The sequence below is a fragment of the Streptomyces sp. BPTC-684 genome, assembly GCF_030028635.1.
Lineage (GTDB): Bacteria > Actinomycetota > Actinomycetes > Streptomycetales > Streptomycetaceae > Streptomyces > Streptomyces noboritoensis.
Window position 1 is genome coordinate 541538 of the sequence record NZ_CP124863.1, and the last position, 14380, is coordinate 555917.

Genomic DNA, 14380 nt, shown 5'->3' on the forward strand with positions numbered 1-14380 from the left:
ACGAAGACCTGCCGCTCTCCCGGCCATCTTCCCCGTCCCCAGGGGGACTTGACCGCCGGGCCAACGAGAGGAACACCTCCCGTGCCTGCCAACCGCACCGCTCTGCGCCGCGGCCTCGCCGCCGTCGCCGCCCTTCCGCTGCTCGTCCTGGCCGCCTGCAGCTACGGCTCCGAGAAGAAGTCCGACGACAGCCAGAAGGCCGGGTCCGCCTCCGACGGCGAGAAGCTGTCGGCGGACACCGTGAAGATCGGCTACTTCCCGAACCTCACCCACGCCACCGCGCTGGTCGGCGTCCAGGAGGGCCTGTTCCAGAAGGAACTGGGCGGCACCCAGGTGAAGACCTCCACCTTCAACGCGGGCCCGTCCGAGATCGAGGCGCTGAACGCCGGGTCGATCGACATCGGCTGGATCGGCCCGTCCCCGTCGATCAACGGCTACACCAAGTCCAAGGGCCAGAACCTGCGCATCATCGGCGGCTCCGCGTCGGGCGGCGTGAAGCTGGTGGTCAACCCGGACAAGGTCAAGTCCCTGGACGACGTCAAGGGCAAGAAGATCGCCACCCCACAGCTCGGCAACACCCAGGACGTGGCCTTCCTCAACTGGATCGCCGAGAAGGGCTGGAAGGTCGACGCCCAGAGCGGCAAGGGCGACGTCTCCGTGGTCCGCACCGACAACAAGATCACCCCGGACGCCTACAAGTCCGGCTCCATCGACGGCGCCTGGGTGCCGGAGCCGACCGCGTCCAAGCTGGTCTCGCAGGGCGCGAAGGTCCTCCTGGACGAGGCCGACCTGTGGGCCGACAAGGAGTTCGTGATCACGAACATCATCGTGTCGCAGAAGTTCCTCAAGGCGCACCCCGACGTCGTCGAGGCGGTGCTGCGCGGCTCGGTGAAGACCAACGACTGGATCAAGGCCAACCCGGACAAGGCCAAGGCGTCCGCGAACGCCGCGCTGAAGACGCTCAGCGGCAAGGCGCTGCCCGCGAACGTCCTGGACCCGGCGTGGCAGTCGATCAAGACCACCGACGACCCGCTGGCCGCCACCCTCGGCATCGAGGCCGACCACGCGGTCAAGGCCGGTCTGCTGAAGAAGCCCGACCTGGAAGGCATCTACGACCTGGCCCCGCTCAACAAGGTCCTCAAGGCCCTGGGCAAGCCCGCGGTCGCCGACGCCGGCTTCGGCGTCAAGTAACCCCGTACCCGTACCAGTTCCCAGGAGGTGACGACCATGGCCACCGCTGTCGCTGAGGCCGAGGAGCGTGCCGCGACGGAGTACGCGGCCCGGATCGGGCACGTGTCGAAGTCGTTCGCCGGTCCCGCCGGCCCCCAGCTCGTGCTCGACGACATCACCCTCGATGTCGCGCCGGGCGAGTTCGTCACCCTCCTGGGAGCCTCCGGGTGCGGCAAGTCGACGCTGCTGAACCTGGTGGCGGGGCTGGACAAGCCGACCGCCGGGGCGATCGAGACGCCCGGCGGGCGGCCCGCCCTGATGTTCCAGGAGCACGCGCTGTTCCCGTGGCTGACCGCGGGCAAGAACATCGAGCTCGCCCTGCGGCTGCGCGGGGTGCCCAAGGCCGAGCGCCGCGAGCGCGCCGAGGAGCTGCTCGAACTGGTGCGGCTGACCGGCGCGTACGGCAAGCGGGTGCACGAGCTGTCCGGCGGTATGCGCCAGCGCGTGGCGATGGCCCGCGCGATCGCGCAGGACAGCCAACTGCTGCTGATGGACGAGCCGTTCGCGGCGCTCGACGCGATCACCCGGGACGTCCTGCACGACGAGCTGACCCGCATCTGGCGCGAGACGAACCTGTCCGTCCTGTTCGTCACGCACAACGTGCGCGAGGCCGTCCGGCTCGCGCAGCGCGTGGTGCTCCTGTCGTCCCGGCCGGGCCGGGTGGCGCACCAGTGGACCGTGGACATCCCGCAGCCGCGCCGCATCGAGGACTCCGACGTCGCGGAGCTCTCCGTAGAGATCACCGAACAACTGCGTGGGGAGATCCGCCGCCATGGCCAGCACTGAGACGTCGGCGGGCGACAAGCCCGTCAAGACCGTCAAGGCCGACAAGGACACCCACGACCTGGCCGGTCTGGAGGCGGGCCTCGACGCACTGGAGACGGTGCAGAGCGGCCGCACGCCGCTGCGCGAGACCCTGGTCCAGAAGGTCCTGCCGCCGGTGTCGGCGATCGCGCTGGTCCTGGTGGTCTGGCAGGGCCTGGTGTGGGCGGAGGTCGCCGACGACACCAAGCTGCCCTCGCCGTCCTCGGTCTGGTCGGGCCTCAAGGAGCTGTGGCTCCAGGGCACCCTGCTCGACATCGTCTGGACGAGCGTGTCGCGCGGGCTGCTCGGCTTCCTGCTCGCGCTGGCGATCGGGACGCCGCTGGGACTGATCGTGGCCCGGGTGAAGTTCATCCGCGCCGCCATCGGTCCGATCCTGTCGGGCCTCCAGTCGCTGCCGTCGGTGGCCTGGGTGCCCCCGGCGGTGATCTGGCTCGGTCTGAACAACTCGATGATGTACGCGGTGATCCTGCTCGGCGCGGTGCCCTCGATCGCCAACGGCCTGGTCTCCGGCGTCGACCAGATCCCGCCGCTGTACCTGCGCGCGGGCCGCACCCTGGGCGCCACCGGTCTGCGCGGCACCTGGCACATCGTGATGCCCGCCGCCCTGCCGGGCTATCTGGCGGGCCTCAAGCAGGGCTGGGCGTTCTCCTGGCGCTCGCTGATGGCAGCCGAGATCATCGCGTCCTCGCCCGATCTGGGCCTGGGGCTCGGCCAGTTGCTGGAGAACGGCCGCAACAACTCCGACATGCCGGGCGTCTTCCTCGCCATCTTCCTGATCCTGATCGTCGGCATCGCGATCGACCTGCTCATCTTCAGCCCGCTGGAGCGCTATGTGCTGCGCAGCCGCGGTCTGCTGGTGAAGAGCTGAGCCACGATGCACGGACCCGTCCTCCTCGTCATCGCCCACGGCAGCCGCGACCCGCGGCACGCGGCGACCGTGCACGCCCTGGTGCGGCGCGTACGGTCGCTGCGGCCGGGGCTGCGCGTGGAGACCGGCTTCCTGGACTTCAACGCCCCGGCGGTGCCGAGGGTCTTGGAGCGCCTCGCCTTCGAAGGCGTACGGGAGGTCGTGGCCCTGCCTCTGCTGCTGACCCGTGCCTTCCACGCCAAGGCCGACATCCCGGCGGTGCTCGCCCAGGCGCCGCCGCAGCTGGACATCCGCCTCGCCGACGTCCTCGGCCCGTCGCCGCTGCTGCTCTCGACGGTGGAGCGACGCCTTCAGGAGGCCCTCGACGAGGCGGGGCTCGCCCCCGCCGACAAGCGCTCGACCGGGGTCGTCCTGGCCTCGGCGGGCTCCACGGACCCGGAGGCGATCGCAGTGATCGCAGACGTAGCGCGGGAGCTGCGGCACACCGGTTGGTGCGCCGTGCGACCTGCGTTCGCCTCCGCCGCCCTGCCCCGGACCGAGGACGCGGTACGGGAGCTGCGGGCATCCGGCGTGCGGCGCGTCGCCGTCGCCCCGTACGTCATCGCCCCCGGCTTCCTGCCGGACCGGATCGCCCGGGGCGCGCGGGACGCGGACGTGCTGGCCGATGTCCTGGGCGCGGCCCCGGAGCTGGCCCGGCTGCTGCTCGTACGGTACGAGGAGGCGCGGGCGGCGCGACCCGCCGCGCTCACCGCCTGAGCAGGTCCTCGGCGAGCGAGGTGCGGGCGTACTGGACGCCTCGGCCCCGCCGGGCCCGGTGCAGCAGCCCCGCGTCGTACAACACCGACAGGTGCTGGCTGACCGCGCCCGGGGTGATCTCCAGCCGCCGGGCGAGCTCGGTGGTGGTGGCGGGTTCCGCGAGCAGGGTCAGCAGCCGGGCGCGGGCCGGGCCGAGGAGGCGGACCAAGGCGCGGTCGTTGACCGGCGGCGGCATCTCGCTGAGCGTTCCCCGGCCGTGCGCCGGGTAGTTGAGGACCGGCGGCAGGCCGGGGTCGATGGTGGAGATGGCGCCGCGCGCGAACGTCGTCGGCATCAGGACCATGCCCCGGCCCGCGACCTGGATGTCGGCCGCGGGCCACTTGTCCGGCATCGGGTGCTTGAGCCGCACCCGGTCCCCGTGCCAGGTGAGCCGTTTGTCGAGGTCCGGGAAGAGCACCGCCGCGCCGTGCTCGGCCAGCACCCTCGACTGATGGGCGAGGTCGGCCTCCAGGACCGCGCGGGCCCTCGGCCACCAGTCCGGGGCGAGGCACTCGTGCCAGTAGCGGTCGAGCGCGTCGGCGACGCGCTCCAGGAAGGCGGCGGGGTCGGCGAGCCCGTCCCGCAGCAGCGGCGGCAGCTCCGCGTCGCCGAAGGTGCGCAGCACGTCCGGCCCGATCACCTCGACCGGCGTGGCCCGCAACTGCGCCAGCTGCTCGGCGAACGTGGACCGCACCTTCTGCGGCCGGGGCGTCAGGAAGTCCGGGATGAAGCCGTGCGGGGCCACCAGAGCGGCGAACAGCCCGGTGTCCTGGCGCTCGTAGAGCGGGCGCAACCGGCGCAGCCACGGCCGCTGATGGGGAAAGCGCGAGGTGTCCCACCAGCCCCACAGCGAGAACACCGTCTCCTGGAACGGCGAGTACGCGAACGACGTGCTCGCCAGGTCGCCGACGCCGAACCTGAACTCGATCACTCCCGGCCCCCGCCGTCCCCCGTGGTCCCCACCCTTTAGCCGGACACTAAATGATTGCCCCTGGCGTGTACACACCGGGTTGAGTGACGGCATGACCGCCACCGCGCAGACCCCCGCCCCACCCGCCACCAGAGCCGGAGTCCTCCCCGTCGATCCGGTGCTGCGCCGGCTCGCCGTGATGACGTCCCTCAACTCCTTCGGCAACGGCCTCTTCTTCCCCGTCAGCGTGCTGTACTTCACCCGCGTCTGCGGCATCGGCGCGACCCACGTCGGGTTCGGTCTCACGGTGGCCGGGCTGTTCGGGGTGGCGGCGGGCATCCCCGCCGGGCGGGCCTCCGACCGCTGGGGCAGCCGCCGGGTGATCGCCGCGCTGTGGCTGGGCTGCGGCGCCACGATGGCCGCGTACTCCCTGGTCGACGGCTATGCGGGCTTCCTGGTGGCGGCCATCTGCTACGCCTCGCTCAACCAGGCGAGCTGGGGCGTGAAGTCCGCGCTCTTCGCGGACGTGCTGCCCGCCGCGACCCGGGTGGAGGCGCGCGGCTATCTGCGGATGGTCACCAACGTGGCGATGGGCGCGGGCGGCGCGATCGGCGCGGTGGCCCTCCAGGCCGACACCCGCGCCGCGTACCTCGCCCTGATCCTCGTCAACGCGGCCACCTATGTGGTGCCCGCCGTGTTCGTACGGAGCCTGCCGCTCAACGCCTCCGCCGCCGCGCGCGGCGCGGACGGCACGGCGGACACCCCGGCCGAGAGCCGCTGGCGGGCGGTGCGGGACCTGCCCTATCTGGCGGTGACCGTCCTCAACGCGGTGACCGTCCTCCAGTTCAGCCTGCTCGAAGTGGGCATGCCGCTGTGGATCGTGGGGAACACCGACGCCCCGCGCTGGTCGGTGGCGCTGGTGATGATCGTCAACTGCGTGCTGGTGGCGCTGCTCCAGGTGCGGGCGACCCGGGGCGTCTCCGACGTGCCCGGCGCGGTACGGGCGATGGGCCGCGCCGGGCTGCTGCTCGGGGCGGCCTGCGTGGTCTTCGCGCTCTCCGCCGGGCTCTCCCCGCTGTGGGCGGTGGCGGTCCTTGCCGCCGGCGCGGTGATCCAGGTGTTCGGCGAGGTCCTGTCCTCGGCCGGCGGCTGGACCCTGGGCTACGAACTCGCCGACTCCCGCGCACAGGGCGTCTATCAGGGGGTGTACAGCTCGGGCAGCGCGGTCGCGATGATGGCGGGCCCGGCTCTGATCACGGTGACGGCGGTGGGCCACGGCTTCGCGGGCTGGGCCGTCCTGGCGGGTCTGTTCGCGGCCGCGGGGCTGGCCGTAAGACCGGCGGTGCGCTGGGCGGAGCGGGACGGGGAGTGGCGGGGCGAACACTGACCGAGCCCCGTACGACCTAGGGGCGCGGGGCCGTGACATTGCGCGGCTCCGCAGCAGGGGGGAGTGGCGGAGCGAACGCTGACGGGGGCGAGCCCCGTGCTGCCTAGGGGCGCGGGGCTGTGACATTGTGCGGCTCCGCCGCGTGGGCGCGACTGACGGGGGGGCAAGCCCCGTGCCACCTAGGGGCGCGGGGAACTGCGCGACCAGCCACGCACGGTCCGCAGACAAACGACCACTCTGCCTACACCGCAGGTGTCGTGGCCGTCACCGCGACCACCGGCCCGGTGCCCGCCGCCGTGACGGCGGCAACTGCGAAGGTGTACGAGGTCGAGGGCTTCAGGGAGCCCACCACCCGGAACATCCCCTTCCCCGACGGCCGGGTGACCAGCACATCCCGCCCGCCGACCAGGACGGTCCGGCCGTCCGAGACGGTGATCCGGTAGGCGGTCACCTCGGCATCACCCGTGGCCGCGGGCGGCGTCCACACGACCGTCGCCGCGCGGGCGGCGGTGCGCACCTTCGCCCCGGTGGGCGCGTCGGCCAGCACGGCCGCCGCCGCCGGCACAAGCGGCGCCGACGCGAGCGACGGCACACTCTCCCCGTACGCGTTCCGCGCGGTCACGACCACCCGGAACGGCCCCTCCCCCGGCCCGAGTTGCCCGACCCGCACCACCGCGAGGCGCTTGAAGTCCACCGCGCCGACACTCGCCCGGGCCGCCTCCGTACCGTCGGGGCGCAGGGCGTGCGCCGTGTACCCGGTGACCGGTGAACCGCCGTCGACGTAGCTCGGGTTGAACGTGACGTACAGGCCGTCGCTCCCCGCCGTGCTCGTCCCGACACGGGCGGGCGCCTCGGGCACCGAGACCGCTCCTGTCGTACGGGTGAGCACACCTCGGTACGCGGGCTCGATCCCGGCGTTGGCGACGACCTCCGGCGGCACGTCGGACAGTCCGGCCATGAGGCGGTTCCCGCTGGTCACCAGGCCCTTGTTGGAGCTGTCGGCGGTGCCTTCCTCCCACCAGTTGCCCGCGATCAGGGTCGGATCGTTGTTGCCGAGCGCGTCGCGGTAGTCGGTGTGGCGGCTGGCGACATTGGCGTACGCGGCCCCGTACAGCACATTGCCCCGGACGGTCTCGTACGTACAGCCGTTGTCTGTGTAGACGCTCTTGCCCAGGCCCCACTGGTCGTGGACGACGTTGCCGGTGACCTTCTCGCCGTCGGCCATCGAGGTGCCGGTCAGGCCCTGGGTGTAGACGCCTCCGCCGTCGTCGAGCAGCTGCATGTAGTCGAAGACCAGATTGTCGCGCACGGCGTTGTCGTGGCTCGGGTTGGGCGTCGCGGGTGAGCCGATCTTGTCGGGCCAGCCGCCCCAGCCCAGGGAGATCGCGCTGTAGCCGAGGTGGTCGAGCTGGTTGTGGGCGATCGTGGTGTGCTGGGTGTAGCCGTTGAGGATGCCGACGCCGCCGTGGTACTCACGCGGCAGGGCGTAGAGGTGATTGTTCGTCACCTCCACGCCGGAGGCCGGTGGTTGGCCGTCCACGCCGCCGATCTCCAGGCCGTTGCCGGAGATGTCGGTGAAGACGCTGCCGCGCACGGTGGAGTCCGTGGTCCCGGCGCCCAGGTCGAGCCCGGCCGCGCCCAGGTGCGCGAAGACGCTGTCACTGATACCGATGCGCCGCCCGTACGCGAAGGACACGTTGCCCGGCATCTTCGTCCAGGAGGCGAACGGGCAGGTGCCGCCGTCGACGAAGCCGCACAGGCCCTGGGTCGCCCAGCCCGTCGGCCCGGTGAGGGTGTAACCGGCCTGGATCTCCGAGAACCCCTCGGGCCCGGACGGCGTCAGCCAGGTGGCGTAGCCGAACTGGAGGCCCTGGAAGGCGATGTCGTGCAGGGGCGCCGCCTTGGTGCCGCGCCCGTCGACGAGCTTCTCGGCGGCGGCCGCCTCCACGTCGGCGCGGCTCAGGTCCTCGCCCGTGCGCGGCAGGTAGTAGACGGTGTGCGCGGAGCGGTCGAGGTACCACTCGCCGGGTCGGTCGAGGAGTTCATAGGCGTTCTCCACGTACGACGCCCGGCCGCCGTTGGTGAGACGGCCCGGGCCCACCATGCTGACGGTCCGGCCGGGCCGGTCGGGGAACTCCACGCGCTTGGTGGAGTTGTCCCAGCACGGCTGGGCCATGGTGATCGCGGTGCCCCGCGCCGAGGCGATGCGGCAGCGCGGCTCGGTCCACTGACCGAGGCCGTTGCGCGCGACGTTCCACAGCGCCTCGCCGCTGGTGTAGACGAACTCGGCGTCGGAGGGGCGGCGCCAGCGCGCGAGGGTGTCGGCGGTGGCGGTGTAGCCGGTCGCCGTCACGGTCAGCCCGACCGGGACCTCGCCGCGCGCACGCTGGGCGCGCACCCCGTCCACATACAACTGCCGTGTGTCGGTGAGCCCTTGGGGCGCCGGGGCGGACCAGAGCCCGGGGCGCCCGGCCACCGGCCGCCAGCCCTCGACCCTGCGTCCGCCGCTGATCAGGGTCGTGTCGGCACCGGCGCCCTGCCAGACGATCCGGCGCCCGGCCGGGCCGGAGTCGCGCGCGTCGAGGACGAGCGGCCCGGCCGTCCGGTACGTACCGGAGGCCAGGTGCACGGTGATGTCGCCGGAGTAGCGCGCGGCTTTGTAGTGCGCGGCCTTCTCGCGCGCCAGGTCGCGGGCGCGGGTCAGGGTGCGCACGGGGCGGCCCGCCGTGCCGTCGGCGGCGTCCCGGCCGGAGGGGGAGACGTAGACGTCGGCGGTACGGGGCCCGGCCCCGGCCGACGGCACCAGACCGGGGCCGCTCAGGAGCAGGGCGGCGAGCACCCCGGTCAGGACGGCTCGTACGGGCGTGCTCCGGAGCGCGGGCATGCTGCCTCCTCTGGGGTGGACCCAGGGAAACATAGGAGCACTGACGCGAGACGGTCAACGCATGAGCCGAACTTTCTCCGCGCGAGCACTCAACTCCCGCCATTCATCGGATCACTTGGGCCGGTTCAGTCGAAGTCGAGACCGCCTGTCCGGGTCCGCTTCAGCTCGAAGAAGTCGGGGTTGGAGGCGATCACGCGCACGCTGTCGAAGAGCCGGGCCGCCTCCTCGCCGCGCGGGATCGATCTCAGCACCGGCCCGAAGTAGACGGTTCCGTCGAAGTGCATGGTCGGCGTGCCGACATACGCGTCCGCCTCCGGGTCCTTGCCCGCGTCGTGGCTGTGCCGCACCGCCTCGTCGTACGCGGGGTCGTGCGCGGCATCCGCGAGCGCCGCCGGAAGGCCGAGCTCGGCCAGTGCCTGGGCGATGACCTCGTCGAAGTCCTCGTTCTTCTGCTGGTGTATCCGGGTGCCGTACGCGGTGTAGAGGTCGCGCAGCACGCCGTCCCCGTGGTCCTGCGCGGCCGCGACGGCCACCCGTACCGGGCGGATCGACTTGTCGACCAACTCCCGGTACCAGTCCGGGAGTTCATTGCCGATGTTGTGCAGGTACAGGCTCATCACCCGGAACCGCAGATCGATGTTCCGGTGGCGCTCGACCTCCAGCATCCAGCGCGAGGTGATCCAGGCGAACGGGCAGGCGGGGTCGAAGTAGAAGTCGACGGTGGTGGGGCCGGTGTGCTCGATGGTGTCCATAGGACGAAGGTAGCGGCCGATTGGCACCGGGGTCCGGGCCATTCGCCCACCAGACGGGTGGGCCACTTCGGGCAGCGGCCCGGCCCCGGCGGACGCTCAGGCTCCGGTCATCTCCACCAGCGCCTTGACCGTGTTCCAGTTGCGGGCCGTCGCCTCGATGCCCTTGAGCAGCGCGGGCTTCGCGAGTGCTTCGGCGAGCTTGGAGCGGCCGATGCCGTCGGGCGCGTACAGATAGAGGACGCGGTCGCCGAGGCGGAACGCGTCGGGCAGGAACGCCTTGGTGTCGATGCCCGCGAAGCGCTCGGGGTCGGCGGGGCCGGAGAAGAACGTGGCGTGCAACTGCTTGCCCTCCAGCTCGTCGGCCGGGAAGGGGCAGGCGTCCACGACGGCCTTCAGATAGGCGCCGGTGCGCACCAGGCAGGCGACGCGGAAGCCGAAGTGCTTCTCGATGGCCCGCTCCAGGTCGGCGGCGAGCGCGTCCGGGTCGCCGGAGTCGCTGCTGAAGACGGCGTTGCCGCTGTTCAGATAGGTGCGTACGGAGCCGTGGCCGAGCTCGGTGAGCAGTGCTCTGAGCTCGGCCATCGGGACCTTCTTGGTGCCGCCCACATTGATCCCGCGCAGCAGGGCGGCGTACATCGTCGTCATGTCCACACGATAGGACGGCTCCCGTGCCTCGTGGGGGATGGCACGGGAGCCGTCGTTCACGACTGCCCGGGGACGGTTACTCGACGACCTTGAGCAGCTTGTTCGGGGTGCCCGCGCCGGGGTTGGAGATCTTGTCGGCGGTGGCTCCGCCGGTCAGCGCGTCCGAGACCTGGGCCGGGGTGGCGTCCTTGTGGCCGGCGAGGTAGACGGCGGCGGCGCCGACGACGTGCGGGGTCGCCATGGACGTACCCGAGATCGTCTTGGTGGCGCTGTCGTCCGTGTTCCAGTCGGAGGTGATGTCCGAGCCGGGGGCGTAGAGGTCCACCACCGAACCGAAGTTGGAGAAGTCCGACTGCTTGTCGTCCTTGGTGGAGGAGGCCACGGTGATCGCCTCCTTGACCCGGGAGGGCGAGCCCTGGCCCGCGTCGCTGGACTCGTTGCCCGCCGCCACGCCGAAGGTCACGCCGGAGGCGATCGCCTTCTGCACGGCCGTGTCGAGCGCCGGGTCGGCGCCGCCGCCGAGGCTCATGTTGGCCACCGAGGGGCCCTGGTGGTTCTTGGTGACCCAGTCGATGCCCGCGACGACCTGCTCGGTGGTGCCCGATCCCTGGTTGTCGAGGACGCGGACGGCGACGATCTTCGCCTTCTTGGCGACGCCGTGCGCGGTTCCGGCGATGGTTCCGGCGACGTGCGTGCCGTGGCCGTTGCCGTCGTCGGCGGTGTTGTCGTTGTCGACCGCGTCGAAGCCGGAGGAGGCCCGGCCGCCGAAGTCCTTGTGGCTGATGCGCACACCGGTGTCGATGACGTACGCGGTGACACCCTCGCCCGCGCTGTCCGGGTAGGTGTACTTGCCGTCCCCGGCGGTCTCGGCCTGGTCGATCCGGTCGAGCCCCCACGACGGCGGGTCGGCCTGGCTGGCCTCGATGTGGAACTTCTTGTTCTGGACGACCTTGCCGACGGCCGGGTCGGCGGCGAGCCGCTTGGCCTCGGACCGCGAAAGCCCGCTCGCCGAGAACCCGTTGACCGTGGAGGCGTAGTCGCGCTGGAGCGTGCCGCCGTACTGGTCGGCGAGCTTGCGCTTGGCGTCCGCGGAGGCCTTCTCGTCCAGGAGGACGATGTAGCTGCCGTCGATCGCGCCCTTGGCGTCGAGCCCGTACACCGTGCCCTCGGCGGGCGCGGCCGCGCCGGCCATCTGGGTGGTCATGACGGTGACTCCGGCCGCGGCCGCCACGGCGGTTATTCCGGCGGTGAGCTTGAGGCGGCTTTTGCGCTTGTGAGTTGCCATGAAGTGGCGTCTCCTCGTCAGTTTTTGTGGGGGGTTCGGCCTACCGGATGGAAACCTTCCGGGGCTGGTTCGAAACCCTTGCTGATTGACGAGCGCAGATCAAGAGCGCCACGCAGCTGTGACTTACACAACAAGGTTTCGTAATAAAAAACAGGCCAGCGCAGGTCAACTCGGGCTTTGTGCAGGCTTGGTGGACACCTCGTGGCGACACGCAAGCGGAACTTCCCCCTCGATCGGCTTTACGTGTAAGGGGCTTGAATGCGACTTGTAGGGGATGCCCCCACATCGCAGGGAGTAGATACCGGAGATCCGGTTCACCAGGGAGCACGAGGAGACGGCCGGATCCTGCCCCTAGCGTCTTATGGGGATGGCGGCGCCGGGCTGCCACCGCTCATCAGGGGGCAGGCTCGTCATGGTCAATGGAGTTACGAGAGTGCGCGGTGTGGCCGCGCGGGCCGGCGGGTGGAGCGCCCGTCATCGCTGGGCGGCGGTGGTGATCTGGGTGCTGTTCGTGGTCCTGGCCATGGGCATCGGCTCGGCGGCCGGGCGCATCAACGTCGAGGACAACCAACTGCCCGGCGAGGTCGGCCAGGCGCAGAAGATCATCGATGACGCAGGCCTTGAGGAACCGGCCGGCGAGACCGTCTTCATCCAGGCCCGCGACGGCTCGACGAAGGCGACCGACCCCGCGTTCCGCGCGGCCGTGGACGCCGTGATCAAGGCGGTCGACGCCACCGGCCAGGTCACCAAGGTGACCTCTCCGTATACGGCGAAGACCCTCTCCAAGGACGGTCGCAGCGCACTGGTCCAGTTCGACGTGCGCGGCGACGCCGACACCGCGCCCGACCGCATCGAGCCGGTGCTCGACGCGGTGAAGAAGGTGCAGGGCGAGCACAAGGGGCTGCGGATCGAGGAGATCGGCGCCGCCAGCATGGGCAAGACGTTCGAGGACGCCTTCGGCGACGACTTCAAGAAGGCCGAGTACTCGGCGGTGCCCGTCGCCCTCGGCATTCTGCTCATCGCGTTCGGCGCACTGGTCGCCGCCCTGCTGCCGGTGGCCCTCGCGCTCACCGCGATCATCGCCACGATGGGTCTGATGGCCATCGTCAGCCACGTCCAGGCGATGAGCGACACCGCCAACTCCGTGATGCTGCTCGTCGGTCTGGCCGTCGGCGTCGACTACTGCCTCTTCTATCTGCGCCGCGAGCGCGAGGAGCGCGAGGCCGGGCACGACGCCCAGACGGCCCTGCGCATCGCCGCCGCGACCAGCGGCCGGGCCATCATCGTCTCCGGCGTCACCGTCTGCGTCGCGATGGCGGGCATGCTCTTCACCGGGCTCGCGGACTTCGAGGCGATGGGCCTCGCCTCGCTGATGGTGGTCGCGGTGGCCATGGTCGGCTCGGTGACCGTGCTGCCCGCGCTCCTCTCGCTGCTCGGCGAGCGCGTCGAGAAGGGCCGGCTGCCGTTCCTGAACCGCCTCAAGCGCGGCAAGCGCAACAACAGCGGCGAGAGCCGCGTCTGGCGCGCCGTCCTCGGCGCGGTGCTGCGCCGCCCGAAGGCGGCCCTGGTGCTGGCGGCGGGCGCGCTGGTCGCGATATCCCTGCCGGCGCTCGGCATGCACACCCAGAACCTGACCCTGGACCAGGAGTTCGGCGACTCGCTGCCCATCGTCGGCACCTACGACCGCGTCAACCAGACCTTCCCCGGCGGCGCCAGCCCCGCCAACGTCGTCATCAAGGCCGCCGACATCAACGCGCCGGAGGTGAAGCGGGCCATCGCGGACTTCCGTACGCAGGCGGTCGGCCGGGGCGCCTCGGACGGCCCCATCAAGATCACCCTGCACAGCGCGGAGAACGTGGCGGTCGTCGACGTCCCGCTGATCGGCGGCTCCGACCAGAAGAAGGCGGAGAAGAGCCTCGACCTGCTCCGCGACCACGTCCGGCCCGACACCCTGGGCAAGGTGCGCGGTCTGGACGCGCCGATCACCGGTCAGGTCGCCGGGTCCAAGGACTTCAACGCCAAGATCGTCGGCGCGGTCACCCCGGTCTTCGCCTTCGTGGTGGTCTTCGCCTTCCTGCTGATGCTGCTCTGCTTCCGCTCGCTGACCATCGCCGTCACCGCGATCATCCTCAACCTCCTTTCGGTGGGCGCCGCCTACGGCATCCTGACCGCCGTCTTCCAGCACGGCTGGGGCGCCTCGCTGGTGGGCGCCGAGGGCGTCGGCGCGATCGTCTCCTGGCTGCCGCTGTTCCTGTTCGTGATCCTGTTCGGCCTGTCGATGGACTACCACGTGTTCGTGGTGTCCCGGATCCGGGAGGCCCGCCTCCAGGGCCGCTCGACCCGCGACGCCATCCAGCACGGCGTGGTGACGACGGCCGGTGTGGTGACGAGCGCGGCGGTCATCATGGTCGCGGTGTTCGCGATCTTCGGAACGCTGTCGATGCAGTCGATGAAGCAGATGGGCGTCGGGCTCGCCACCGCCGTCCTGATCGACGCCACGGTCATCCGGGGCGTGCTGCTCCCGGCGGTCATGGCCCTGCTGGGCGAGCGCAACTGGTACCTGCCGAAGTGGCTGCGCTGGCTGCCGGACCTCACCCACGACGAGTCGGCCGCCGTGCCGCCGGTCACCGCCCACCACGGCGACGAGGACCGGGACCGGGCGGTCCGGGTCTGACCCTCACGGGGGCGGGCGCGACGCGAGCCGCGTGAGGTGGTACGGGCAGGGGGCCCGGGGAGCAATGCTCCTCGGGCCCCTGCCTGTTGGGGGCCTTGGCGGGTTGGGGCGGGTCCCTTGCGGGC

General features: G+C 71.3%; 11 protein-coding genes. 6 read left to right on the forward strand and 5 right to left on the reverse strand.

Features of this window, described 5'->3' with window-relative positions; all coding sequences use genetic code 11:
• The first annotated feature begins 81 nt into the window (after nucleotides 1–81).
• From QIY60_RS02460 to QIY60_RS02475, 4 genes are read left to right on the forward strand one after another with little or no spacing between them, the layout of a single operon-like run.
• Nucleotides 82–1191 carry an aliphatic sulfonate ABC transporter substrate-binding protein gene (locus tag QIY60_RS02460; RefSeq protein WP_283140900.1) on the forward strand — a complete coding sequence of 370 codons (1110 nt, stop codon included), beginning with the start codon at nucleotides 82–84 and terminating at the stop codon, nucleotides 1189–1191.
• A gap of 36 nt (nucleotides 1192–1227) precedes the next feature.
• Nucleotides 1228–2016, forward strand: coding sequence for an ABC transporter ATP-binding protein (locus QIY60_RS02465; RefSeq protein ID WP_283140901.1), 789 nt, complete (start codon nucleotides 1228–1230; stop codon nucleotides 2014–2016).
• Nucleotides 2003–2923, forward strand: a complete 921-nt coding sequence (locus QIY60_RS02470; protein WP_283140902.1) for an ABC transporter permease — start codon at nucleotides 2003–2005, stop codon at nucleotides 2921–2923. The genes QIY60_RS02465 and QIY60_RS02470 overlap by 14 nt, the downstream gene beginning before the upstream one ends.
• A 6-nt stretch (nucleotides 2924–2929) precedes the next feature.
• Nucleotides 2930–3679: a sirohydrochlorin chelatase gene (locus QIY60_RS02475; RefSeq protein WP_283140903.1), complete on the forward strand. Its 750-nt coding sequence runs from the start codon at nucleotides 2930–2932 to the stop codon at nucleotides 3677–3679.
• Here the strand turns inward: QIY60_RS02475 and QIY60_RS02480 are convergent.
• Nucleotides 3669–4649 carry a DUF5937 family protein gene (locus QIY60_RS02480; RefSeq protein WP_283140904.1) on the reverse strand — a complete coding sequence of 327 codons (981 nt, stop codon included), beginning with the start codon at nucleotides 4647–4649 and terminating at the stop codon, nucleotides 3669–3671. The genes QIY60_RS02475 and QIY60_RS02480 overlap by 11 nt on opposite strands.
• Before the next feature lie 91 nt (nucleotides 4650–4740).
• Here QIY60_RS02480 and QIY60_RS02485 point away from each other — a divergent pair, with 91 nt between their 5' ends.
• Nucleotides 4741–6015: an MFS transporter gene (locus tag QIY60_RS02485; protein ID WP_283140905.1), complete on the forward strand. Its 1275-nt coding sequence runs from the start codon at nucleotides 4741–4743 to the stop codon at nucleotides 6013–6015.
• Between the two features lie 241 nt (nucleotides 6016–6256).
• On the opposite strand, the gene QIY60_RS02490 is transcribed toward QIY60_RS02485, so the two are convergent.
• The 4 genes from QIY60_RS02490 to QIY60_RS02505 all read right to left on the reverse strand — a co-directional run bounded on the left by QIY60_RS02490 (nucleotide 6257) and on the right by QIY60_RS02505 (nucleotide 11581).
• Nucleotides 6257–8899 (reverse strand): fibronectin type III domain-containing protein, encoded by a 2643-nt coding sequence (locus QIY60_RS02490; RefSeq protein ID WP_283140906.1) that lies wholly within the window; start codon nucleotides 8897–8899, stop codon nucleotides 6257–6259.
• A 125-nt stretch (nucleotides 8900–9024) separates the two neighbouring features.
• Nucleotides 9025–9651 carry a DsbA family protein gene (locus tag QIY60_RS02495; RefSeq protein WP_283140907.1) on the reverse strand — a complete coding sequence of 209 codons (627 nt, stop codon included), beginning with the start codon at nucleotides 9649–9651 and terminating at the stop codon, nucleotides 9025–9027.
• Nucleotides 9652–9747: 96 nt separating this feature from the next.
• A complete protein-coding gene (locus QIY60_RS02500) occupies nucleotides 9748–10296 on the reverse strand; it encodes a DUF1697 domain-containing protein (RefSeq protein WP_283140908.1) in 549 nt (182 codons plus the stop codon).
• A 76-nt stretch (nucleotides 10297–10372) separates the two neighbouring features.
• Entirely contained in the window at nucleotides 10373–11581 is a 1209-nt protein-coding gene (locus QIY60_RS02505; RefSeq protein WP_283140909.1) for a S8 family peptidase, read from the reverse strand.
• A gap of 412 nt (nucleotides 11582–11993) precedes the next feature.
• Here QIY60_RS02505 and QIY60_RS02510 point away from each other — a divergent pair, with 412 nt between their 5' ends.
• Nucleotides 11994–14255 carry an MMPL family transporter gene (locus QIY60_RS02510; RefSeq protein ID WP_283140910.1) on the forward strand — a complete coding sequence of 754 codons (2262 nt, stop codon included), beginning with the start codon at nucleotides 11994–11996 and terminating at the stop codon, nucleotides 14253–14255.
• The last annotated feature ends 125 nt before the right edge of the window (nucleotides 14256–14380 follow it).

What these genes read in the sequence shown, in the direction of transcription:
- QIY60_RS02470 (WP_283140902.1), top strand. Translation starts at nt 2,003, where the DNA reads ATGGCCAGCACTGAGACGTCGGCGGGCGACAAGCCCGTCAAGACCGTC.
- QIY60_RS02485 (WP_283140905.1), top strand. Translation starts at nt 4,741, where the DNA reads ATGACCGCCACCGCGCAGACCCCCGCCCCACCCGCCACCAGAGCCGGA.
- QIY60_RS02490 (WP_283140906.1), bottom strand. Translation starts at nt 8,899, where the DNA reads ATGCCCGCGCTCCGGAGCACGCCCGTACGAGCCGTCCTGACCGGGGTG.
- QIY60_RS02500 (WP_283140908.1), bottom strand. Translation starts at nt 10,296, where the DNA reads ATGACGACGATGTACGCCGCCCTGCTGCGCGGGATCAATGTGGGCGGC.
- QIY60_RS02505 (WP_283140909.1), bottom strand. Translation starts at nt 11,581, where the DNA reads ATGGCAACTCACAAGCGCAAAAGCCGCCTCAAGCTCACCGCCGGAATA.
- QIY60_RS02475 (WP_283140903.1), top strand. Translation starts at nt 2,930, where the DNA reads ATGCACGGACCCGTCCTCCTCGTCATCGCCCACGGCAGCCGCGACCCG.
- QIY60_RS02465 (WP_283140901.1), top strand. Translation starts at nt 1,228, where the DNA reads ATGGCCACCGCTGTCGCTGAGGCCGAGGAGCGTGCCGCGACGGAGTAC.
- QIY60_RS02510 (WP_283140910.1), top strand. Translation starts at nt 11,994, where the DNA reads ATGGTCAATGGAGTTACGAGAGTGCGCGGTGTGGCCGCGCGGGCCGGC.
- QIY60_RS02495 (WP_283140907.1), bottom strand. Translation starts at nt 9,651, where the DNA reads ATGGACACCATCGAGCACACCGGCCCCACCACCGTCGACTTCTACTTC.